The 21,552-nt window shown below is 67.1% G+C and carries 22 protein-coding genes; 12 read left to right on the forward strand and 10 right to left on the reverse strand.

What is annotated here, in order from left to right; translation table 11 throughout:
• The first annotated feature begins 2 nt into the window (after window positions 1-2).
• Together ACQ3HB_RS17775 and ACQ3HB_RS17780 are read left to right on the forward strand one after the other, a co-directional pair.
• Window positions 3-1,121, forward strand: coding sequence for a polysaccharide pyruvyl transferase family protein (locus ACQ3HB_RS17775; RefSeq protein WP_430921847.1), 1,119 nt, complete (start codon window positions 3-5; stop codon window positions 1,119-1,121).
• Window positions 1,118-2,005 carry a glycosyltransferase family 2 protein gene (locus tag ACQ3HB_RS17780; protein WP_430921849.1) on the forward strand — a complete coding sequence of 296 codons (888 nt, stop codon included), beginning with the start codon at window positions 1,118-1,120 and terminating at the stop codon, window positions 2,003-2,005. Before ACQ3HB_RS17775 ends, ACQ3HB_RS17780 begins: the two co-directional genes overlap by 4 nt.
• 71 nt (window positions 2,006-2,076) lie before the next feature.
• On the opposite strand, the gene ACQ3HB_RS17785 is transcribed toward ACQ3HB_RS17780, so the two are convergent.
• The 4 genes from ACQ3HB_RS17785 to ACQ3HB_RS17800 are packed head-to-tail and all read right to left on the reverse strand — an operon-like array spanning window position 2,077 to window position 6,458.
• Complete coding sequence (locus ACQ3HB_RS17785) at window positions 2,077-2,907, reverse strand: glycosyltransferase family 2 protein (protein ID WP_430921851.1); 831 nt, start codon at window positions 2,905-2,907, stop codon at window positions 2,077-2,079.
• Window positions 2,795-4,225, reverse strand: a complete 1,431-nt coding sequence (locus ACQ3HB_RS17790; RefSeq protein ID WP_430921853.1) for a hypothetical protein — start codon at window positions 4,223-4,225, stop codon at window positions 2,795-2,797. The genes ACQ3HB_RS17785 and ACQ3HB_RS17790 overlap by 113 nt, the downstream gene beginning before the upstream one ends.
• 2 nt (window positions 4,226-4,227) lie before the next feature.
• A complete protein-coding gene (locus ACQ3HB_RS17795; RefSeq protein WP_430921854.1) occupies window positions 4,228-5,382 on the reverse strand; it encodes a glycosyltransferase in 1,155 nt (384 codons plus the stop codon).
• Between the two features lie 53 nt (window positions 5,383-5,435).
• Entirely contained in the window at window positions 5,436-6,458 is a 1,023-nt protein-coding gene (locus ACQ3HB_RS17800; RefSeq protein ID WP_430921856.1) for an LCP family protein, read from the reverse strand.
• A gap of 93 nt (window positions 6,459-6,551) precedes the next feature.
• Between ACQ3HB_RS17800 and galE the strand changes: the two genes are divergently transcribed.
• From galE to ACQ3HB_RS17820, 4 genes are all read left to right on the forward strand, one after another.
• Entirely contained in the window at window positions 6,552-7,526 is a 975-nt protein-coding gene (gene galE / locus ACQ3HB_RS17805; RefSeq protein WP_430921858.1) for a UDP-glucose 4-epimerase GalE, read from the forward strand.
• A 45-nt stretch (window positions 7,527-7,571) separates the two neighbouring features.
• A complete protein-coding gene (locus ACQ3HB_RS17810) occupies window positions 7,572-8,387 on the forward strand; it encodes a carbonic anhydrase (RefSeq protein ID WP_430921859.1) in 816 nt (271 codons plus the stop codon).
• 93 nt (window positions 8,388-8,480) lie between these two features.
• Window positions 8,481-8,744 carry a hypothetical protein gene (locus ACQ3HB_RS17815; protein WP_430921861.1) on the forward strand — a complete coding sequence of 88 codons (264 nt, stop codon included), beginning with the start codon at window positions 8,481-8,483 and terminating at the stop codon, window positions 8,742-8,744.
• Window positions 8,741-9,256: a GNAT family N-acetyltransferase gene (locus tag ACQ3HB_RS17820; protein ID WP_430921863.1), complete on the forward strand. Its 516-nt coding sequence runs from the start codon at window positions 8,741-8,743 to the stop codon at window positions 9,254-9,256. Before ACQ3HB_RS17815 ends, ACQ3HB_RS17820 begins: the two co-directional genes overlap by 4 nt.
• 18 nt (window positions 9,257-9,274) lie before the next feature.
• Here the strand turns inward: ACQ3HB_RS17820 and ACQ3HB_RS17825 are convergent, their stop codons facing one another.
• Complete coding sequence (locus ACQ3HB_RS17825; RefSeq protein WP_430921864.1) at window positions 9,275-10,519, reverse strand: sensor histidine kinase; 1,245 nt, start codon at window positions 10,517-10,519, stop codon at window positions 9,275-9,277.
• 229 nt (window positions 10,520-10,748) lie between these two features.
• On the opposite strand from ACQ3HB_RS17825, the gene ACQ3HB_RS17830 reads away from it, so the two are divergent.
• Window positions 10,749-11,408: a GntR family transcriptional regulator gene (locus tag ACQ3HB_RS17830; RefSeq protein ID WP_430921866.1), complete on the forward strand. Its 660-nt coding sequence runs from the start codon at window positions 10,749-10,751 to the stop codon at window positions 11,406-11,408.
• Between the two features lie 90 nt (window positions 11,409-11,498).
• On the opposite strand, the gene ACQ3HB_RS17835 is transcribed toward ACQ3HB_RS17830, so the two are convergent.
• Window positions 11,499-12,779, reverse strand: a complete 1,281-nt coding sequence (locus tag ACQ3HB_RS17835; protein WP_430921868.1) for a D-alanyl-D-alanine carboxypeptidase family protein — start codon at window positions 12,777-12,779, stop codon at window positions 11,499-11,501.
• 36 nt (window positions 12,780-12,815) lie between these two features.
• Between ACQ3HB_RS17835 and ACQ3HB_RS17840 the strand changes: the two genes are divergently transcribed.
• The gene (locus tag ACQ3HB_RS17840; RefSeq protein ID WP_430921870.1) at window positions 12,816-15,080 is read left to right on the forward strand and encodes a transglycosylase domain-containing protein; all 2,265 of its coding nucleotides are present in this window, start codon (window positions 12,816-12,818) and stop codon (window positions 15,078-15,080) included.
• Window positions 15,081-15,427: 347 nt separating this feature from the next.
• Here the strand turns inward: ACQ3HB_RS17840 and ACQ3HB_RS17845 are convergent, their stop codons facing one another.
• From ACQ3HB_RS17845 to ACQ3HB_RS17855, 3 genes are all read right to left on the reverse strand, one after another.
• A complete protein-coding gene (locus tag ACQ3HB_RS17845; protein ID WP_430921948.1) occupies window positions 15,428-15,868 on the reverse strand; it encodes a DUF6314 family protein in 441 nt (146 codons plus the stop codon).
• Complete coding sequence (locus tag ACQ3HB_RS17850) at window positions 15,852-16,313, reverse strand: hypothetical protein (RefSeq protein ID WP_430921872.1); 462 nt, start codon at window positions 16,311-16,313, stop codon at window positions 15,852-15,854. Before ACQ3HB_RS17850 ends, ACQ3HB_RS17845 begins: the two co-directional genes overlap by 17 nt.
• 207 nt (window positions 16,314-16,520) lie before the next feature.
• Window positions 16,521-17,585 (reverse strand): hypothetical protein, encoded by a 1,065-nt coding sequence (locus ACQ3HB_RS17855; RefSeq protein ID WP_430921874.1) that lies wholly within the window; start codon window positions 17,583-17,585, stop codon window positions 16,521-16,523.
• Window positions 17,586-17,785: 200 nt separating this feature from the next.
• Between ACQ3HB_RS17855 and ACQ3HB_RS17860 the strand changes: the two genes are divergently transcribed.
• A complete protein-coding gene (locus ACQ3HB_RS17860) occupies window positions 17,786-18,586 on the forward strand; it encodes a hypothetical protein (protein WP_430921876.1) in 801 nt (266 codons plus the stop codon).
• Window positions 18,587-18,607: 21 nt separating this feature from the next.
• Here the strand turns inward: ACQ3HB_RS17860 and ACQ3HB_RS17865 are convergent, their stop codons facing one another.
• A complete protein-coding gene (locus ACQ3HB_RS17865) occupies window positions 18,608-19,081 on the reverse strand; it encodes a hypothetical protein (RefSeq protein ID WP_430921878.1) in 474 nt (157 codons plus the stop codon).
• A gap of 212 nt (window positions 19,082-19,293) precedes the next feature.
• Here ACQ3HB_RS17865 and ACQ3HB_RS17870 point away from each other — a divergent pair, with 212 nt between their 5' ends.
• The 3 genes from ACQ3HB_RS17870 (at window position 19,294) to ACQ3HB_RS17880 (ending at window position 21,529) form a co-directional block, all read left to right on the forward strand.
• Entirely contained in the window at window positions 19,294-20,214 is a 921-nt protein-coding gene (locus ACQ3HB_RS17870; RefSeq protein WP_430921879.1) for an ABC transporter ATP-binding protein, read from the forward strand.
• Window positions 20,211-21,008: an ABC transporter permease gene (locus ACQ3HB_RS17875; protein ID WP_430921881.1), complete on the forward strand. Its 798-nt coding sequence runs from the start codon at window positions 20,211-20,213 to the stop codon at window positions 21,006-21,008. Before ACQ3HB_RS17870 ends, ACQ3HB_RS17875 begins: the two co-directional genes overlap by 4 nt.
• Before the next feature lie 107 nt (window positions 21,009-21,115).
• The gene (locus ACQ3HB_RS17880; RefSeq protein ID WP_430921883.1) at window positions 21,116-21,529 is read left to right on the forward strand and encodes a helix-turn-helix domain-containing protein; all 414 of its coding nucleotides are present in this window, start codon (window positions 21,116-21,118) and stop codon (window positions 21,527-21,529) included.
• Window positions 21,530-21,552 lie beyond the last annotated feature (23 nt).

Consider the following 21,552-nt stretch of genomic DNA (forward strand, 5'->3'; position numbering starts at 1 on the left):
TCATGACCCCCATCCGCACCCGTCGCCTCGTCTATCTCGGCTGGCACGGCTTCCAGAACTTCGGTGACGACCTGCTGCACGCCAGCTGGCAGGCGGCTCTCGACGCCGATTTGACGGTGTCCGCGCCGCTCTCCCGCCGCGACTACGTCGAACGTGCGCCGCAGTTCATCCGCGACAGGCTGGGCATGCTCGGTGCCGAGCGGCTGGTGCTCCTCGGCGGAGGCACCACCATCGGATTCGGGAACTGGGCTGGCCACACCCGTCTCGCCGCGAAGGCGTTCGGCGCATCTGGAGTGCTTGTTCCCGGCGCCGGCGCCGCAGAAGCGGTCGACGCCTTCGCGGTCGGTCTCCAGCCGCAGGACTGGGCTGCGTGGGCGGAGCAACGCGACATCGCGCTCTTCGGGGTGCGCGGACCGCTGACCGTTCGCGAATGCGAGCTCGGCTGGCGACCCACGGGCGTCTTGGGCGACCCGGCCCTCGTATATCCGGCACTCGTCGACCTCAGCGGGATCAGCTCGGATCCGGCGACGCTCGGTGTGTGCATCGGCGCTGACCCGGCGTCGAGGTTCGACGTCGACGTCATCGCGGAAGCGGTGTGCGAGCACGTCCGTTCGCACGCGATCGCCGCTGTCCACGTCTTCGCGCTCTCACCTGGCGACGTCGCTCAAGCCGAAGCACTCGCGGCAAGGATCGGAGGCGTCGCCGACGTGGTGGCATACACGGGCGATGTCGAAGCGACGATGCGCGACATCGCGAGCTGCGGACTGTTCGTCTCAGAACGCCTCCACGGGGCAGTTGCTGCAGTCTCGCTCGGCGTGCCGACCGTCCCGCTGTCCTACGCGTCCAAATGCGACGATTTCTGGCTGAGCGTCGCCGGCGCCCGCGCGGACATCACCGTCGGCCACACCGCCGACGAACTCGTGTCGGCCATGGGTGCGGCACTCATGCCCGAACGTCGAGCACTCGTGAACGGCAACCTCGAGCGGCTCCAGGAGCGTCTGCTCGCTGCTGCGGCACGGATCAATGCGTGGCTCGTCGGGAGCGCACCGACCGCGGCGCTGCTCGAGACGACGTCGGCGTCGATCGATTCCGACATCGCTGCCAGGACACCAGGTCGATGAGCGGCCATGTGATCCCCAGCCCCGCGGAGACGACGGTCTCCGTCGTGATCCCCGTCGGGTCCAGTGTCGACCGGCTCAGCGAGCAGCTCGATGCGCTCACCAACCAGTCCTACGAAGGGCCGCGTGACCTCATCGTCAGCTGCAACGGCGTGAGCGTCCACGACGTCGAGCCGCTCCTCGCATCCGTTCGCGCCCATGGCTGGACCGCCCGCACCGTGGACTCGTCCTCCGTTCGCGGGCCGAGTCACGCCAGAAACGTCGGTTGGAGGGCAGCCCACTCTGAGCTGATCCTCTTCTGCGACGACGACGACCTCGTCGAGATGCATTGGATGGCCGCCATGGTTGAAGCGCTCGCAAGCGACGACATCGTCGGCGGAGCCTTGGAGCTCTCGCGCCTCAACACGGCTGCCGCCGCAGCCGTGTTCGGCTCAGGCCCCGAGGGACTCCCCACGAAGTTCTCCTACCTCCCGTTCAGCCCCAGCTGCAATCTCGCGCTGCGCCGTTCAGTGCTCGTGGCACTCGACGGCTTCGACGAAGACCTGCTCTGCGGTGAGGACATCGATCTCTGCTGGCGGGCGGCGCAGAGCGGCAACGTCCTCCGGTTCGCACCCCAGGCGATCGTCCACTACCGGCTTCGTGCATCTGTGCGCGCTGTGTATGAGCAAGCTCGCGACTATGGGCGAGACGACATCCACCTCCTGCAGAAGCACCGCGCGGCAGGCGCGGTGTGGACCACGCGCGACAGTGCGCGGGAAGTGCTGTCGGCTGCTCGGGCTCTGCTGGTGAGCCCGCTGTCATCGGCCGCAAGGCTCCGTGCTGCTGCGCGTTCGGGCGCCGTCATCGGGCGTCTGCAGGGCCGAAGGCGAATGGCGCCGGTCGACTGAATCGGAACCGTCGATCCAAGCGAAGAGGCGCCCTCCTGCAGGAGGGCGCCTCTTCGTGTCGTGCCATCTGGTCAGCGGCGGGCCGACCAGCCCTGCACGCGTCCGACGAGCTGGTCGAACTGGTGCTGCGCCCCTCGGCGGTCGAGCCGTGCGGAGGAGATCACAACGCCGGCCAGGGACCGGCCGCTCCAGTAGAGGAATTCCCCACGGCGGTCGTGCTTGCGCAGGACGCGGCCGAAGCCACGGTTGTAGCGGCGAACTTTCGCCCGGATGGCGTCGACCGGCCCTTCGTCACGCCACTCGGCATGGAAGACGGCGTACTCAGGTGTGTAGCGCAGTCGCGCGCCCGCTGCGAGAGCGCGCAGGACGAAGTCGGTCTCTTCGCCGGCACCGAATTCGGTTCCGGAGCCTGAGCCGAGCTCGACGTCGAACCCGCCCACGGCTTCCACGACGGCGGCGCTCAAGAAGAGGGTTGCGCTCGTCACCGTGCGCGGGATGAGCTGCGGGGTGATGTCGGCGGGGACGTCCAGCCACCGGAGGAGATTGGCCTTGCCCTCCGGGGCGGTGAGGATGACGGAGAGCCCATCGATCGCGGGGGCCGCGAACGCGAGGTGGGCTGCGATGTCGGAGAGGACGTCCTCCGGGTACCAGCAGTCGTCGTCGGGGAAGGCGACGTAGAGACCGCGGACCGTCTCGAGGCCTCGGTTGCGTCCACGGCTCAAGCCGCGCACAACGGGTTCGTGGATGTACTCGGCGTTGCCCGCTGCCACGAGCCCTGCCAGGAGCGGCTCACACGAGCGTTCGGCCGACTGCTCCACGAGCGTGACGAAGTAGCTCTCGTTCTGCTGCTCCAGCGAGGTCAGGAATCGCTGAAGGGCTTCCGGCCGGCCGATCGTGCTCATGACGAAGTGGAAGGTGTGCGTGGGAACTGGCGTGTTCATGGGTGGCTCGCTTTCGGGTGAGGAAGGACAGGGCGTGAAGAGTGAGGGCGGTGTAGACGATGAAGAACATGGCGATCCAGGTGTCGCTTCGCCCGAAGGTCAGGAGCTGCGAGTAGGCCATCACGGAAAGGAAGGGGAGGGCTGACGACGATGCCACGATGATCGCGAGCAGCCCGTTGAAGATGAGGGCGAACACGAGCTCGACCGGCAGCGAGCCGGCCGCCGTCGCCGCTTCGGCGAACGGGTTGGCTCCGACGCCGACGTTCGCAGCTCCCGTGTTGTAGAACGCGAGTGCCATGTCGACCGGCTCCGAAACGCGGAGCGGGCCGGGCAGGAGGAACTGTGCGCGGTCGAAGAAGGACCCGGCGAAGTCGGGCCGGATGATCCCCATCGTGAGTGCGAAGTGCAGGTACTGGGGAAGGATGAACTCGTGCAGGGCGTCGTAGACGTCTCCAGTGGACAACACCGGACGGACGAACATGAACGCGACGAGGCCGCCGACGATGGCGAGCTTGCGCCGCGCCGCGCTCGTCGCCATGACGAGCGCAATCGCGGCGGCTACGAGGAGGAGCTCCTTGCGGCTGCCGGCGAGGATGAATGGAGACCAGCACATCGCGAGGGCGATGGCGACGGGCAGCTTACGGTCGCAGAAGATGAGGAACACCCCGGCGAGGACCGACAGGGCGATGACGACGAACTGGACGTTGTGGTCGCTGCCCAGGAGCAAGAGTGATGCGTATTCACGACGTGTGCCGCTCAGGACGGACCCGAGACCGGCACGCAAGAGTGCGATCCAGTCCAATGCGCCCACGGCGAAGAGGACGATGAGCGCCAGCGGGCGGACGATTGTGCCCGACATCGCGATGATCTTCGACCGAACCAGCCGCGAGGCGTTGCGCACGGCACGGTCGATGCGGGCTGCGCCGAACACGACTTCCGCCCCGAGATAAGCGGCGACGACGCACCGCAGGTCGATCATCGTCGTCATCTCGATGTCCGTCAGGCGGGGCAGCGGGAGGAAGTAGTGGTTCCCGTAGGCGGCGGCGAGCCACGCTGTCACCGAGTACGCGGTAAGGGTGAGGAAGAGGAGTCCGGTTGCGCGGGTCGACGGGCGCACGGTCAGCACGACTACGAAGCAGGACCAGACGATGACGCTGACGGGGAGGCCGAGCTGCTCGGTGGATGCGAGGAGCACCACGGCGAAGAGGATGGACGCGATGCGCCAGAGCATGGGGGCGGCGGCGGCGCTCGTGAGCTGCGGGGCGACGGTCGACGTCATGGTCAGCGCCCGATCGTCTGCAGGAGGGCGGTCTCGAGCTGTGCGACGATGCCCATGGCGTCGTAGCGCGCAACGCTCTGGCGAGCATTGCGTGCGAGATTGAGGCGGGTCTCGGGCTGCTCGGCGAGAGTCAGCATGGCGGACGCCAGTGAGGTCGACGAGCCGCTCTCGAAGAGAATCCCGTCAAAGCCGGAGGTGATGATCTCGGACGGTCCGCCCTGGTCGGCAGCGATGACCGGGCGCCCGGCAGCCATCGCCTCGATGACGACCTGGCCGAACGGTTCCGGTGTGATGCTCGTGTGGAGCATGATGTCGCATCGTTCCAGTGCGGCGACCATGTCCGACTGGTGTCCGGCGAACTCGACGTGCGGGGTGAGGCCGAGCTCCGAGACGAGCTCGTGCAGTTCCTGCTCGTATGCGGTATCAGCACCGAACAGCGCTGCTCCGAAGAGGACGAGTTTCGTGCGCTCGTGGAGTCCGGTCGAACGCGCTGCTGCGAATGCTTCGATTGCGAGCCGCTGGCCCTTCCACGAAGCGAGCCGGCCGGCGAGGCCGAAGACGGGTGCATCGGTGGCTGCTCGCGTCGAGCACGGCTGCTCGATGGAAACGGGGCACCCGATGACGTTGCGGGTCTTGAGGCGTGCAGAGGAGATGAGTGACTGCTTCGTCGTCCGCGAGTTCGCGATGATGGCGGTGGGGATCATGCTGAACGCCGCCTGCAGGATTGCTGCGTTGATTCGGGAGAGCGAACCACCGCGGAGCAGGTCGTGCGCGTGGCTGATCACGGGGACTCCACTGAGGCGGCCTGCGGCTCCGGCCAGGATGTGCGCCTTCGCCGAGTGGGTGTAGACGGCGGCAGGCCGGAGCTCGGCGATGAGGTCGCGTGTCGCGCGGAGGAGTGGGAGCCTCGTCGTCGATCGTGGGTGCTCTGAGCCGGCCACGGCGTGGGGGATGCCTGCTTCTGACAGGAGCGACTCGAGTGGTCCGTGTTCGCCGAGCAGCACGAACGGGGCGATCCGACTGACTCGCGTGACGACCCGCAGGAGAAACAGTTCCGCACCCGAACATGCCGCGCTGTGCGTGACGAACAGGACGGGGGGAAGGTCGTTGCGGGGTACGGCATCGCTGAGGGATGCGACCGTGGAGGGGATATTCATCGTGATCCTCTGCATCGTCTGGGCGGATGGCTCTTGCGCGGACAGCGGTTCATTCAACTGCGCGGCGGCAGGCCGAGAAAGGCGTCCATCGTGTCCTTCGAGAGCGCCGCTTGGAGGTCGGTGAGGCGTGCCTGGTCGAGGGTGATGTACTGCTGACCGTCCTCTGAAGTGCCGCTGCCGCTGGCGGGCATGGTGAAGAAGTGAACGTTCTCGAAGCGGAGTTCCCGCAGGCTGATGCCGAGGTCGAGGAGCGTCTTCGCGTCGAACCCTGCATCGACCGAGAGATGTTTGGTCGTTGCGTTGATGAAGGCGGAGAGACGGACCGGGTCGGTGAGAGTGGATTTACTGAACGCCTTGTTGGCGATGCTTTGCAGGAACAGCTGCTGGTTCTTCACCCGCTGGTAGTCTCCGTCGGCGAAGGCGTAGCGCTCTCGGACGAAGCCGAGTGCCTCCTGGCCGTCGAGGTGGTTGAGGCCGGTCGCGTAGGTGAACTGTTCGTGCTTGAACCCTTCCGCGACCTCGATATCGACGCCGCCGAGCGCGTCCGTCATCTCTTCGAACCCTTGGAAGTCGATCAAGGCGACGTGGTCGATGCGCGTCTGCAGGAGGTTCTCGACCGTGGCGACGGTGAGCGGAGTTCCGCCCCATGCGAATGCCGCATTGACTTTTGCCATGCCGTGGCCGGGGATCTCAACCCAGCTGTCGCGCATGATCGACATCGTGTAGAAGCTCTTCCGCGCCGCGTCGATGTGCAGCAGCATCAGCACGTCTGAGCGTTGGTTGCTCATGTCCGTCTCGCCGACGATCGCCTCGTCGCCTCGTGAGTCCGAACCCATCAACAGGATGTTCATCGTGCCGTCTTCGAGCGGTTCGGGGCGAGGCCCTTCGGGGAAGGGGTTCTCGATCTTCGTGGTGTTCGTTTCGAAGGTGTTGGCGAGGCTCGACACGTAGCTGAGGCCGAGCACGGCCGCAGTCACAAGCGTGGTGACGAGGAGCCCCGCGACGCTGAGCACCGCGATCGTCGAAGTACGCGGCGACGTGCTTCCGCGTCTCGTTCGTCGGGTTTCGGTGCTCATGCGGTTTCTCCTCGTAAATGTTTGTGATCAGTTGACTACAGCCATTAAGCCATCTAATATCTCAGATGTCAACTGATTTGAGAGGAAGATGCTTTGAGTGTTCTCGTTACCGGCGGTGCCGGCTACATCGGGTCGCATGTTGTGCGCCTGCTCGAAGAGCGAGGCGAGCGCGTCGTGATCGTCGACGATCTCTCCACGGGCATCGCCTCGCGTGTGCCCTCGACGCCGCTCGTGCGACTCGATCTCGCCAGCGCCGAGGCGCACGACACCCTGGTGCAGGTGTGCCATGACTGGAGCGTCGACGCCGTTCTGCACTTCGCCGCGCAGAAGCACGTCGGCGACTCGGTCGCCGACCCCACCGGGTACATGCGCCACAACGTCGGCGGACTCGTGAACGTTCTGAGTGCAATGGAATCGCGCGGCGTCGATCGCCTCGTGTTCTCTTCGTCCGCGGCCGTCTACGGCATGCCGGACGGCGACGGGATCCGCGAAGATGTGCCGTGCGCGCCGATCAATCCGTATGGTCAGACCAAGCTCATCGGCGAGTGGATGACGAAGAACGCCCATCAGGCCTGGGGATTGCGCGTCGCGAACCTGCGCTACTTCAATGTGGCGGGCGCAGGGGACCCCGACCTCGTGGACATCGTCGCCCAGAACCTCATCCCGATTGTGATCGACGCCGTGCTCGAGGGGCGTTCGCCGCTCGTGTTCGGTGCGGAACACGGGACGTCAGATGGCACATGCATTCGTGACTACATACACGTCGCAGATCTTGCTGCCGCGCATCTCGCCGCCCTCGATTTCCTGAATCTCGGTGAAGCTTCGGCCACCGATTTCAACATCGGAACGGGTTCTGGAGCGTCCGTCTTTGAAGTCGTCGATCTCGTCGCCGCCATCTCTGGCCGCCCCGTCACGCCCAAGGTGACGGCGGCCCGCGATGGCGACCCCGCCAGTGTCGTTGCGGATGCATCGTTTGCCAGAGGGGTGCTCGGATGGGAAGCGGCGCACACCTTGGAAGACATCGTGCGCTCCGCATGGGAGGCGCGTGTTCTCAGCACCGTCTCATAGGCACTTGCTCGCCTCCTCTGCCGGCCCTCGACGAAACGACACACAATGCGTCTGAAACCCCTTCGCCTCTCCGCGACCGCCGCAACCCTCGGCAGTCTCGCGCTGTTGCTGGTCAGCTGTGCGGCAGGAGGACCGCCATCACCCCTGGGCTCCGCGGGGGGCGCAGCGCGTCCTCCCGCGCTGGACGGTGGTACGGCTCATTGGTCCTACGTCGGCGATTCCGGGCCAAGCTACTGGGGCACGCTGTCCGCCGAGTACGCCGTCTGCGGGTCCGGCATGGAGCAGTCGCCGATCGACATCCCAGCCGATGCGATGCTGCGCCCAGACCCGGTCTCGATCTCCTACGCCGCGGTCGACGAGCAGGTGCAGAACAACGGGCACAGCCTCCAGGCCACGTCGCCAAAGCACAACACCGTCACTCGCGGCGGGGTCGAGTACGCCCTGAAGCAGATGCACTTCCATGCGCCCGCCGAGCACCTCGTCGGAGGCGAACAGGCCGATGTGGAGTTCCACTTCGTGCACGAGGACGCCGACGGCAATCGGCTCGTGATCGCCGTCATGGGCGTCGTCGGTGCGTCGAACGCGAACTGGGACGGCTTCGTCGATGCCGCGTCCATGGCGGAGGGCGATTCCGTGCTCGAACGAGTCGACTGGAGCGCCCTGCTCCCCGCCGACACCGCGCACTCCTCGTACGCGCGAAGCCTCACGACGCCTCCGTGCACCGAGGGCGTCCGCTGGGTCGTCTTCGCGACCCCCGTCGTCCTCGGTCAGGACCAGATCGACCGCCTCAGCTCCGCCTACCACGCCAACAACCGTCCCGTGCAGAGCCTCGACGGACGAACCGTCACCCGCTCCGAGTAGCGTCGTCCGAATGCCCTTCCTCCTCCCTCGGTACCACGCGAGTTCGCACTCCAGATGGATTCATGATCAGCTGGATCGCCGTAGTTTCGAACGATGACCTACACATCCTCACCATCAGGGACGGCTCGCGGCACCGCGAGCCTCGTCCTCGGCATCTGCTCCCTCCTCGCCGGCTGGACGTTCTTCGTCCCCATCGTCGGCTTGATCCTCGGCATCTCGTCCCGGAACAACGAACCTGAAGCGCGTGGCCGCGCCGGCTGGGGCATCGCCATCAACCTCATCGCGATGGCCGGCTGGATCCTCGTGATCCTTCTCGGGGCGTTCGTCGTCGGTGTGAGCCTGCCGTGGATGCGATGACGACTTCCGCGTCGCGTCCGATCCGCATCGCCGCCGTCGACCCGTCCGCTGACCCCCGGCTGGCCGCCCAACTCCTCTCGGTGCAGCACGCCTCGTATCGCATCGAGGCCGAGCTCATCGGCGTCGACACGATTCCGCAGCTCCACGAGGACGCCGCCGGACTCGCCTCGAGCGGGCTCGGCTGGATCGCAGCGTTCGAGGCGTTGGAGGCGCTTGAGGGTTCCGCGGCGTCGGGCTCGTCCCCTGTCCTGGGCGCGCTCGCCTGGTCCGCGCGCCACGACGCGTTCGAGATCGAACGACTCGTCGTCTCACCCGACCACTTCCGCCGCGGCATCGCGCGGCGGCTCGTCGGTGAAGCACTGCGCCTGGCCGATGGGAGGCCGGTGGCCGTCTCGACCGGCCGCGACAACCCACCGGCGAGGCGGCTGTACGAGTCAGCGGGATTCGTGCACCTCGGCGATGCGGAAGCCGCCCCGGGAGTGCACCTCGCCCACTACGAATTCCGCGGTTGAGTCAGGTTTCTCCCCGGATCAGAGGGTGGGAAACCGCACCATGACCGTGAGGCCGCCCGGCTCGTTCGGCGTCACCAGCAGCTCGGCGTCGTGCGCCCGAGCGATGTTCGCGGTGAGCGCCAGGCCCAGGCCGTGTCCGCGCGGTCCCGTACTCGCGATGCGACCCGCCACTCGGTAGAACGGCTCCGTGAGCCGCATCGCACTTGCGTCGCTGATCAGCACGCCGGTGTTCGTCACGCTCAGAACGACCGTCGCCGACTCCACATCCTGGACGAGCGCGACCTGGGCGGTGCCCGGTCGGCGGTTGTGGCGGATCGCGTTCTGAACGAGGTTCGTGACGAGACGCTCGAGGAGGACGTCATCCCCGTTCACGAGCAGGCCCGGTTCCGATTCCATCGTGAGCGTCACATCGGCCGCGGCGGCCTCTTCGGTCAGTGCCCGTGCCGCCTGCTCCACGACCGCCGACAGATCGACCGATTCCAGGGCGATGCCATGGTGCGAGGTCTCCGCAAGGTTCAACAGGGCTTCGACCGTTCCGATGCTGCGCTCGTTCGTGTCCGAGAGGCTCGTGACCAGCCGGTGCACATCGACCGTGTCCGGCCGGTCCTTCGCGAGATGCAGCAGCGTCTTCGTGGTGGTGAGCGGCGTGCGCAGCTCATGGGCGGCGTTTGCCGCGAACCGCTCGTGAGCGCCGAACGACCGCTCCAGGCGGTCCAGCATCGTGTCGAACGTGTCCGAGAGCTCGGTGAACTCGTCGCGCGGCCCGGCGAGTCCGATGCGGTGATCGAGCGATCCCTCTGAGGCGCGTTTCGCGGCGAGGGTGATCTCGTGCACCGGCTTGAGGAGCCGGCCGGCGAGCACCCAGCTCGCGAACGAGCCGATCGCGATCGCGAACAAGAGGACCACCGCAGAGCTCGACAGGAGGGTCCTGAGCACGTCGTCCTCGCTACGGACGATGATGGACCCGGCTTGCACGGGGGTCGCAGGCGCGTTCGTCAACGGGGCATCGGCTGCGGGGGAGGAATCGGTCAGAGGCGCCGGGGAACCGTCGATCGGTGCTGAACTGACCGTGACGTCCCCGCCTGCGCTCGATGACGTGAACGCGTACGTCGGGATGTATTTCATGACGCCGAACAAGAGCGCGAGCATCACGAGACCACAGGCGACGAGCAGGCCGGTGAAGACGAGCGTCAGTCGCGTGCGCGCGGTGATCCGTCGTCGTCGCAGGAGTCCTGTCGGGGTGGGCGTCGAGGCGTCGCTCATGGGAGTGCCGGCTTTCGGTCGTGAGGTTCGTGAGGTTCGTGAGGTCGTGGAGCGGTGATATCGCGGCTGGCCGTTTCCCACCGCATGGAGGTGTGGTGAGCGCAGGACGAGTCAGTCACGTTCCGCGTGACGAAAACGTACGGCCGCGGAGGTTCGTCGATTCCGGTGCAAGGCACGCGGTACGCTGCTCATAACACCATACGTTGTCTAAAATGTGAAGGAGGAGATCATGCCGGTCCCACCCAAGGATGAAACGCTGTTCCAGCGGAAGTCGCTCCGGGAGTCTGCGGCCGAACAGATCCGCGCCGCGATCTTTGATGGCACGCTTCAGCCCGGAGAGACGCTGAGTGACCAGGAGCTGCAGGATTGGCTGGGCGTCTCTCGAACGCCCATCCGCGAGGCGCTCAACGATCTGGCGCGGGTGGGGCTCATCGAGATGGCGCCGCAGCGGTACACGCGGGTGGCCCAGCCGAGCCCCGAGAACCGGACCCAGGTGCTGCAGACGATGGGCGCACTCGTCGGCGGTGTCGTCCGCGTGACGGTGCCGACGCTGACGGACGACCAGCGGAAGACGGTCCTCACAGCGCTCGACGAGACGATCGCAGCCGTCACTGCGCGTGAGTCGGAGGAGAGCGGCCGCTTGCGCTGGCAGCTGGTCGACGAGTTCGTCCGTGCATGCCGGAACCCGGTGCTCGTGACGGCGACGCGCGACATGATCGACGCCCTCGCCTATCAGTTGTCGGTCACCGGTTCCGAGGAGCTGACCCCGTGGGACGAGCTCGACGACGGGTACCCGCTCCTGCGTGCGGCGATCGTCGCCGGTGATGCGATCGCAGCCGAACTCGCCGTCGAGGCCGTCTTCCGCCTGGCTGCGACCCCGTCTTCCTAGCCGCCTGTTCTGCCTCCGCGAGGTGAGGCTTCCGGTTGCTCGTGGACCCCGAAAACGACCGGAAGCCTCACCTCGGCGAATCCGGAGGGACTAGGAGGAGAAGGCGGGGTGGGTGAGGCGATGCCACGGGGTGGCGGGTGGGATGTCCGTGGCCAGCGTCAACGGGACACGGACGGTCGTGCCCTGGTCCAGCGACGGAGCGCTGAGCGTGAACTCGAGCGAACCGATCGTCGACCCGCTCGAACCCGCCTCGATCGTGCGGGCCTTCGCCGCCGCTGTGACCGTCGTGCCCTTCCAGACGAGCGCCGATGCGTCATCGCGTGCCACGACATCGCTCCCGACCATCGCGCCGTCCGCCCACGACGGCGCGTAGGAGCCGACGCGCTCGCCGGCCGCGACGAGTTCCACGCGTTCGAAGGCACCCGGGACGCTCGCGAGGACCTTGAGGAGGGCCGCATTGCGCTCGCCGGAGGTGCTCGCACCGAGGATCGCGCCGACGACCGTCATCGTCGTCCCATCCACGGGAACCTCGGCGGAGAAGAGGATGCACGACCCCGAATCGTCGTCCGTCCCCGTCTTCATGCCCGTGATGCCGGCGGTGCCGAGCAGGCTGTTGAGGTTCTCGATCTCACCGATGGCAGGCAGCACCGCGGTCTTCTCCGACACGATTCCCGCCAGGACCGGGTTCGCGAGGGCGAGCTTGCCGACCTCCACGAGATCGCGCGTCGTGCTCACGTTCGAGGCGCCGAGCCCGCTCGTGTTCGTGAGCGTCGTGCCCGTGAGCCCATGGTCGGCCAACCAGGCACGGGCCGCTTCGAGGTACGCATCGACGCTCCCGAACGCCCAGATCGCGAGGGTCTTGCTGTAGTTGTTGGCCGACGGCAGCATCATCGCCTCCATCACCTGCCGCTGCGTGAAGACGGAACCGGAGACGACGGGCGCCCACGAACCGTTCTCGGCGATCGTGTCGTCCAGCCACTGGACGTCGTCATCCGTGATCTGGATGTCCGGACCGCTCTCGCCGGCCGCGATCGGCTTGTGTTCAAGCACGACGAGCGACGTGATCGTCTTCGTGAGACTCGCTATGGGGAACGGATCCTCGCCGCCGCTCGAACTGAGGACGCCGTCGAATCCGACCGCGCCGAGCGCTCCGCGACCTGCGGACGGCCAGTCGATCTGCGCGGCGGCGCCGGTCTCGATGGCCGGTGCGCTGATCGATGCCGCGACGGTCGGCATCGGCTGCGCGAGTGCTGCCGTGCCGTACCCGACGGATCCGACGAGGACGATGGCGACGCCCGCTGCAACGAACCGACGGCGACGATACGTCCGCTTGCGGTGCATGGGAAAGCGCGCAGAGTCTGTTCGGGCCATCAGACAACTATCACATGCCCGGGTTACGATCTGCGCATGAAGAATACGAGCGGACGCACCCTTGGCGGTGTCGCCGGCGGATTGACCGGATTCCTGGGCCTCAGCGTCGCAGCTGGCGTCCTCACCGCAGCAACGGTGACGCCGATGCTCGCCGTCGCCGCGACGGCCACCAACAGCACGATCGGCATCTTCGACAGCATCCCCGATTTCCTGCAGCTCGACGACCTCGCCCAGAAGACGAACATCTACGCGGTCGACAGCGCCGGCAACCCGGTGCACATGGCGTCGTTCTACCAGCAGAACCGGGTCGAGGTCGGTTGGGACCAGATCTCCACTTTCGCGAAGGACGCAGCCGTTTCAGCCGAGGACCCTCGCTTCTACGAGCACACGGGCGTCGACCTCATGGGCACCGTCCGCGCTGTCCTCAGCAACGCCAGCGGCGGCACGACCCAGGGTGGTTCGTCGATCACGCAGCAGTACGTGAAGAACGTCCTCGTACAGAAGGCCGAGGCGATCACCGACGAGGTCAAGATGAAGGCCGCGTACGAGGAAGCGACCGCGACCACCGAAGAGCGCAAGATCAAAGAGATCCGCATGGCGATCGGCCTGGAGAAGCGCTACGGCAAGCAGGACATCCTCCGCGGCTACCTCAACATCGCCGGCTTTGGCGGTCGCGTCTACGGCATCGAAGCCGCGGCCAGCTACTACTTCAACACGAGCGCCGCGAACCTCACGCTCGAACAGGCGGCAACGCTCGTCGCCATCGTGAACAACCCCGAGACGCTCCGCATCGACCGCCCCGATCGCGAGGAGAACGGCACCGCGAACGGGTACGCAGAGACGCTCGAGCGTCGCAACTACGTCCTCGACCACATGCTCAAGGAGGCGAAGATCACGGCGGAGCAGCATGCTGCCGCGCTCGCTCTGCCGATCACGCCCGCGATCACACCGTCCAGCACCGGCTGCACGACCGCGGTCAACGTGATCGCCGGCTCCGGCTTCTTCTGCGACTACGTGACGAAGGTGTTCCAGAACGATCCCGTCTTCGGCGCGACCGAGGACGAGCGGTGGGCCAACTTCATCCGCGGCGGATACGACGTCTACACGACGATCGACATCGATCTGCAGAGCGCGTCCCAGGCCGCACTCGACGAGTACGTGCCGCACGCGAGCGACCAGTTCGACGTCGGCAGCGTGTCCGTGACCGTGCAGCCCGGAACCGGGCGGATCCTCGCGATGGCACAGAACAAGGACTACGCGAACGATCCGGAGGTCATCGCGACGGGAGCCAACTACTCGGCGATCAACTACAACACCGATCACGCCTACGGCGGTTCCGCCGGCTTCCAGCCCGGATCGACGTACAAGATCTTCACGCTCGTCGAATGGCTCAAGGAAGGCCATGGACTGAACGAGACCGTCGATGCACAGCGCCGATCCAGCTGGGGCACCTTCAAAGACAGCTGCGTGGACGGCGGCACGGTCACGGCCGAGGCCGGCTGGAACCCCAAGAACGATGAGGGCGGCAACGGAGGCCGGTGGTCGGCTCTGTTCAACACGGTGAACTCCGAGAACACCGGCTTCATCGCCATGGCGAAGAAGCTCGACCTGTGCGGCATCCGCGACACCGCGACGTCGATGGGTGTGCACCGGGCCAACGGCGCAGAGCTCGAGAAGTACCCGTCGACGGTCCTCGGCACCAATGAGGTCGCGCCGATGAGCATGGCCGCCGCGTTCGCGACGCTCGCCGCGAACGGCATGATGTGCGATCCGATCGCCATCGACCGGGTGGTGAAGCCCGACGGCACCGAAGCTGCCGTGCCGGGAGCGAACTGTCGTCAGGCGATCGAGCCCGGCGTCGCCGCATCGGCGAACTCCGCCTTGCAGCAGACGTTCGCCGGTGGAACGACGACGCAGTCGCGTGTCGGCGACGGCATCCCGCTCATCGGCAAGACGGGAACGACGGATGACAACATCGCGACGTGGATGAGCGGCGCGAGCACGAAGGCCGCCACGGTCGTCGGCACGTTCAACGCGACGGGCTTCCAGGACCTCAGGCAGGCGCGCCTCGACGGTGTGCGAGCCGCCGACATCCGGCACAGGGTCTGGCCGCAGGTGATGGCCGTGGCCAACGCCAAGTTCGGCGGTGACGAGTTCGCGACCCCGCCGCGAGACACGTCCCGGGTGCCCGATCCCGAGCCCAGCGAGAAGCCCTCGCAGGACCCAGCGCCAGCGCCTGAGTCGCCAGCGCCCGAGCCCCCGGCACCGGAGCCTGAGCCGACGCCGGAGCCGACGCCGTAGGTCCGCTGGATCCCTGAGCCTGAGTCTGAGCCTGAGCCTGTCCTGATCCCTGAGCCTCTCCTGCTCCCTGAGCCGGTCCCGGTCCCGGTCCCTGAGCCTGCCGAAGGGCTCTCCGGCAGGCCCGCTGACCGACCTCGCGGAAGGTGCCGCATCTCGGGTGTTCACAACTCAGGAGCGCCTCGGCGTGTCGGGCCCGACACGCCGGAGGACGGGCCCGACACGCCGGACCCGTCCTGAGTTGTGAACATCCGATCAGGCGAAGGCCCGGGCGGGTGTGGGGAGCCTCCGCCAGACTGCCGTTCACCGAGTTGTGGCTCGTCGGCCGGATGGCGTCGTGCCGGCCCGACTCAGTGGTCAGAGCGGCTGTACGCCGTGACGATCACGAGGCGTTTGCGTGGGCCGACTCCGCGCCAGGTCGTGGTCCAGTCCTCGCCCTGTTGGTTCAATCGCACCGTGTACCTGTCGGGGGAACACGTGTGCACGACGTCGACGTCCACCGCCCAGTCATGGAAGGGCCTGCCATCGTCGAAGACGACGCTCCACAGGTCGCCGTCCCCTTCGATCCGGAGGGCGCGACGAATGGGCGTCGACACGCCGCCCCGCTCCCAGACGCCCGTCTCCGTCCAGCGCAGGCGAGTTGAGGAGCGTGCGCTGACCGTGAGCGTTCCATGCACGGACGTCACGCTGCCGGAGAGCACGTCGGCGACGCTGCGGACGAAGGCCCAGGTGCCCTGAACGGTGCGTGGATCGTCCAGCCTGAGGAGGGGGACCCTACTTCGCGGACGGATTGCAGGCCTCTTGGTCCTCCGGGGTGATGTTCGGAAGCATGATCGGCTCGCCGGGGGTCGGGTCCTTCACGTCGTAGCCGCGCTCGCGGAGGCATTCGTTCATCCTGATGATGCCGTCGAGCTGCTCCTGCTCAGAGGGCTGACCAGCCTGTGCGGGTGGCTCTCCGACTTCCTCCATGCACGTCTCCAGCAGGTCCTTCGAGGAGTCGTCGAGCGGAAGCCCCTGCTTGGGGTCGTCGGGCACGTCGACACCCTTGTCCTTCAGGCAGGTGCGGAACTTCATGTTCCACGCGTCGTACTGCTGTTGGCTGGTGCCCGCAGAGTCGGACGCGGAGTCGGCAGACGGTTTCGTGTCCTGTCCGGCGCTGCACCCGGCGAAGAGGCCGATGAGCAGTGGCACGGCCGCCAGGGCGGCGATGCGGTGCTGTGGGCGCGATCGGTTCATGTCGTGTTCCCTCGTGTTCGTCGACACCGGTGCGGTGCCGTCCTCTCAGTAGAGGGGACGCGCCGTTCTCACGGTGTAAGGACGGTGGCGTGAGGGGAGCAGGTCGCCCTGACCGCGTCGCATCGTCGTCTTCGTCATGGACTCGTCAGCCGAGGCGGTGACGGACGTGGTGGCTGAAGCCGTGTTGTTCGTGACGTCGATGTCGCTTCACCGCGAGGTGAGCTCGTTCAGCACGCTGACGGCTCGTGACGCGTCGTCCGGGTCGGCGAAGCGCACGCTGAGGAGGTCGTCGTCGTCAGCCGCCATGAGCGCGCGGCGGTCTCCGCCGGGAGCTGTGGACACGAACGCCTCGGCGCCGTCGCCCCACCCGACGGTCTCCTCCGTGAGGTCTGCGAACCGTGACCGGTCGGCCACGACCCATGCGCCACCGGGCGCGACCGAATAGGTGAGCGCGGTCGTCGTCCCGTTCAGGCTCACTCCGCACTCGGTCACCCCCTCCTCCTGTCGGACATCTCGGAGGAGTGAGTAGCCGGTCTCCGACGGGCCGAGGTAGCGCACCGTTGCGGCATCAGCGTCGAGTGCCTGCGCGAGGGCGCCGACGGGCACGATGTCATCGCACCGACCTGCGCGGGTCGCCTCGGCTCGCTCGACTGGGTGTGGTTGCGGCACGACATCGACGATCGCGGCGGCGAGTGCCCGGATGTGGTCGGAGATCGTCGTCTCGGATCCGATCAGCCCCGTCGCGACGAGTTCGAGGAACACCTCGCCGTTCCGGACGTGGATCTCACATCGCTGAGCGGTGGCTTCGCAGGTCGTGCCGGAGCGATCGCCGATGTCCATCGCCCACTCGTTGTGGGCGAAGGCGGAATTGAAGGCGGCCCAGTGATCGCCACCGTCGCCAGCGACTCGCGCCTCAAGGGCGCGATCGCCGTCCGACCACCTGCAGGTCATGCCGCCGGTTTGCAGGAGCGGTGCCTCGTCGCTCGAGAGTGCACTCGACGTGAGTCGCTCACCGAACAGCGCGTCCCAGTCGGCGGCTCCAACCAACTGATCGCAGCTCAGATCGGGGAAGGCGTTCGGCAGCGTCGTGGGCGCGGACGTCGACTCGTGAACCTCTGGCGTCGGAGTGGTCGGAGTGGTCGGAGCCGGTGGCAGGGACCGATCGAGAGAACAGCCCGCGAGCGTGAGTGTGGCGAGCACGGCGAGGAGGAGCTTCCGGGCGGGCACCGCCTTCCGGGCGGGCGTTCCACCTCTGGTCGGCGTCGTGCTCATGGGTCCCCGTTTCAGGATCGACGACACACGATAGTGGGCTTTCCTGACAGCCCGCCCGCGGTCGTTCCACGCCACGGCGATATCGGCGTCGGTGGACGAGTCGCGCCCCACACCATCACGACGGCACATGCGGAGGATGCATGTCTGGTGAACCTCCATCCTTATGCTGTCGATACACGCGTTCGCCTATCGTGCGACTCGTGCGCACATCGATACACACCTCCCCGGCCGAAGACATCTCTGGGTCCGGACGGCTGCGACGCCTGCTGCGTGGCGCGATCGCCGCGCGTCGCGAGGCGGCCACCCTGCTCGCCACGAACGCCATCATCGGCCCCCTCGTCGCCATGCTCCCGCTCAGCGTGCTCCTGAGTACGCTCGGCGTGGGGCCGCGAGGGACGTATCCGGAACTCGACCGGGTGGGCGTCCTCTCTCATCAGGGCAGTTCGTTCACCATCGGCTGCGTCCTGTTCGCCGTGGTCGGTGTGCTCGCGGTCGCGGCCGACGGTGAGCGCACGCGACGGGCAGAAGACGGCGGTGCGTCACGACCGAACGGCGTCCGTTCGGTCCGGCTCGTCGCCTGGGCCGGACTCGTCTGGGCGGACGGATTCCTCGCGGCGGTGCTCTCGGCGATCGCGCCGCTCGGGATCGGCGGGGCGTTCCCGCCGGATACCGTGTGGCTCGTCATGATGACGGCGGTCGGGACCGGGAGCGGTTGGGCGGCGTTCGCCGTGATCGCCTTCTGCATCGGTGTGATGGCGCGGTTGCGTCCACTCGGCATCGCCGTCAGCCTCCTCCTCACGATCGTGGTGCCCGTCGTCGTCGAGTCGGCGTTCCGACCGTCCGGCGTGGCCGATTATCTGCCCATGTCCGCGGCACGGGCGGTGGCCGCGCCGGGGATCAGCGAGTCGCCCGCGCACGGTGCGCTCGTGCTCGGAGCCTGGGTGGTCGCGGCCGTCATGCTCGCCTGGTGCGTGCGCCGCCGTAGCGTCGTCGGGCGCTGACCGGCGACGCGACGGCGGGAGTCACCGGAAGTCGGCGTAGCACTTGACGATGGCGTCCTCCGGCGCGTCGTCGGGGAGTTGCAGGCCGTCGTCACCCTCCTTCGGATCCGGGACATCGACGCCCTCGGCCCGGAGGCACTTCGCGGCTTTGAGGCTCTTCTTCAGCAGGGACTTCGGATCCATGCCCTCCTGCACGGGCGGGCCTCCCAGCTTCGTCGTGCAGGCCTCACCGGCTGCGTCGAGCGTCGCCTTGTCGGCGCCGCCGAAATCGGTCTGCTGGGTCGGGCCGGGATCTGGATAGTCGATGCCCTCGCTGCGCATGCAGGCGGCGAAATCCAGCAGGTACTCATCGAAGGTCTGCTCCTTCGCGTCGGTGGCTTTCGGCGTTTCGGAAGCGGCATCGCCCGAGCCGCAAGCAGCCAGACCGATCACGAGGAGCGGGAGGGCGAGCAGGGCAAAGGCGGGGCGCGGACGGCGGCGAGGGGTCGCGAACATGGTGATTCCGTTCTGTCGGTGGGGTGATGATGCACCGCTGAATCGAGGTGCGGAGCCAACTGCACCCGAGCGGATGTTATGGGGGCGTAAGGACGCAGGCCGGTGATTTCCGGCTCCGAGAAGGGCGTGGTACCAGGGTGCCATTCCTCGAAAATGAGACCGGAACCAATTGCTGATGTGTCAGATGAGCAGCGCTCGTATCGTGGGGAAACATGATCGAAGCACACGAACTCACCAAGCGATTCGGCGACAAGCACGCCGTCGGCGGAGTCTCCTTCACCGTTCGTCCCGGTGTGGTGACCGGTTTCCTCGGGCCGAACGGCGCAGGCAAATCGACCATCATGAAACTCGCCCTCGGGCTGCAGCGTCCGACGTCCGGATCCGTCTCCGTCAACGGCTCGCAGTACACGCGATCCTCAGCGCCCATGCGGGATGTGGGAGCGCTGCTCGATGCGAGCTGGGCCCATCCTCGACGCTCGGCCCGGAACCACCTCCGTGCCATCGGCCTCTCGCAGGGGTATGGGCGAAGCCGCGTCGATCAGGTCCTCGAGCAGGCAGGACTCGCCTCGGTGGCCGAAAGGAACGTCGGCACGTTCTCGCTCGGGATGAAGCAGCGGCTCGGCATCGCCACTGCGCTCCTCGGAGACCCGGCCACCCTCATCCTCGACGAGCCCGTCAACGGTCTCGACCCGGACGGCGTCATCTGGATCCGCGAGTTCTTGCGGGAGCTCGCGGCGGAAGGTCGCACCGTCCTCCTCTCCTCGCACCTGATGAGCGAGATGCAGCAGACCGCGGACCGCATCATCGTCATCGGACGGGGTGCGATCCTCGCCGACGGCGAGCTGCAGGACATCATCGCGGGCGGGACCGAAGCGTCCGTCATCGTCCGGAGCCCCCGCCTCAAGGAATTCGCCGATGTGCTCCAGCGCGCCGGGGCCGGGTTCTCCGTCGAGGACGGGACGATCCGCGTCTCCGGGGCGAGCGCCGCCGATGTCGGAGATCTCGCCGCGCACGTCGGCATCCCCCTCCATGAGCTCCGTTCCTCGGAGCGCTCCCTTGAAGACGCCTACCGGCAATTGGTCGGCGACAGTATCGAACACGGCGCAGGAGCGCGGACGGAGCTGCAGCGATGACCATCGTCGACCACACGACTCGGGCTGACGCCGCGCGGACCACGCTCGCGCACCGAGTGTCCTTCATCGGGGCTGTACGCGGCGAGCTGCTGAAGCTCGTCACGGTCCGATCGGTCCTCCTGACCTTCCTCTCGACCATCCCACTGGGCGTCTTGTTCGCCTTCATCGGCAAGGGCAATCTCGTCCCGGGAGATGATGCCGTCCAGAATCTGAGCAGCCTCTCCTCCGTTCAGGGGAGTTTCATCCTCTTCGCCGCGCTCATCGTCGCCGTCGCGAGCGTGCTGAGTGTCTCGAGTGAGTACTCGACGGGACAGATCGGCTCAACGCTGACGGCGTTGCCGCGGAGATGGACACTCGTGCTCGCGAAGTCCGTCGCGCTCGCTGGGGTCTCCTGGGTGCTCGGGTTCGTGACGGCGTTGGCGTCGGGGCTGCTGTTGCTGAGCGCGGGAGGTCCGCTCCCGGGTGACGCACTCGCCCTCATCACCGTGACCAGTGCGTGCGCGGGCGTCGCCTGGGCGGCGGTGGCCGTCATCGCATTGAGCCTCGGTGGGATGCTGCGCAGTGCTGCATTCGCGATCGCAGCGTCATTCGTGCTCTTCTTCATCGCGCCGATCGCGCTCGCCGGGTTGCCGAATTCCATGGACGTCATCCGGTATCTGCCGAACTGGGCGGCCGCATCGGTGATCACGCCGCACGTCACGGCCGCCAGTCTCCATGGCGCGGCCGTCCTCGGCCTCTGGGTGCTCGTGGGCGTTGTGGGGTGGGCGCTCACGCTCCGTCGTCGCGACATCTGAGTCCGGCCGCATCGGCATCGTCGGGGCGCACCTCCGTTCGGGGGTGCGCCCCGACGCACGTGACGTTCGCAGTTCGACCTGCTCATCACATCTACTAACATTTACTTATGGATGAGACGAGAGAGGCCGAGCTGCGCGGGCGAGTGTCCGATGCAGTCGTGCAGGACTTCATCGACGATCTGCCGCGCCCCCTCGGTGTTGCGGAGCTCTCCCTCCGCCTCCGGGTGTCGAGGGCCTCGACCATGCACCACGTGCGCCGAGGTCACCTCGTGGCGTGTCGGGTAGACGGGCGTTGGGTCGTCGACGTCGAGGCGAGCGATCGCTTCCTCCGCGAGATGATCGAAAGCATCAGGGCGCGGCGTCCCGCCCTGGCGGCATCGGCGTTCGACGGGACGCGGACCGTGTACGTGCCGGTGCGCGGCGCCGTCATCGACCGACTCGCAGCGCTCATGGAGCAACAACACGCGACCGCGGAACGTGTCATCGAGGATCTGCTGGCCGACCGGGTCGGGGCGGTGTGAGAGGGGCCGTGGTCCCGCATTCG

Origin of the sequence: Plantibacter lichenum, from assembly GCF_050587525.1 — a bacterium.
Classification (GTDB): domain Bacteria; phylum Actinomycetota; class Actinomycetes; order Actinomycetales; family Microbacteriaceae; genus Plantibacter.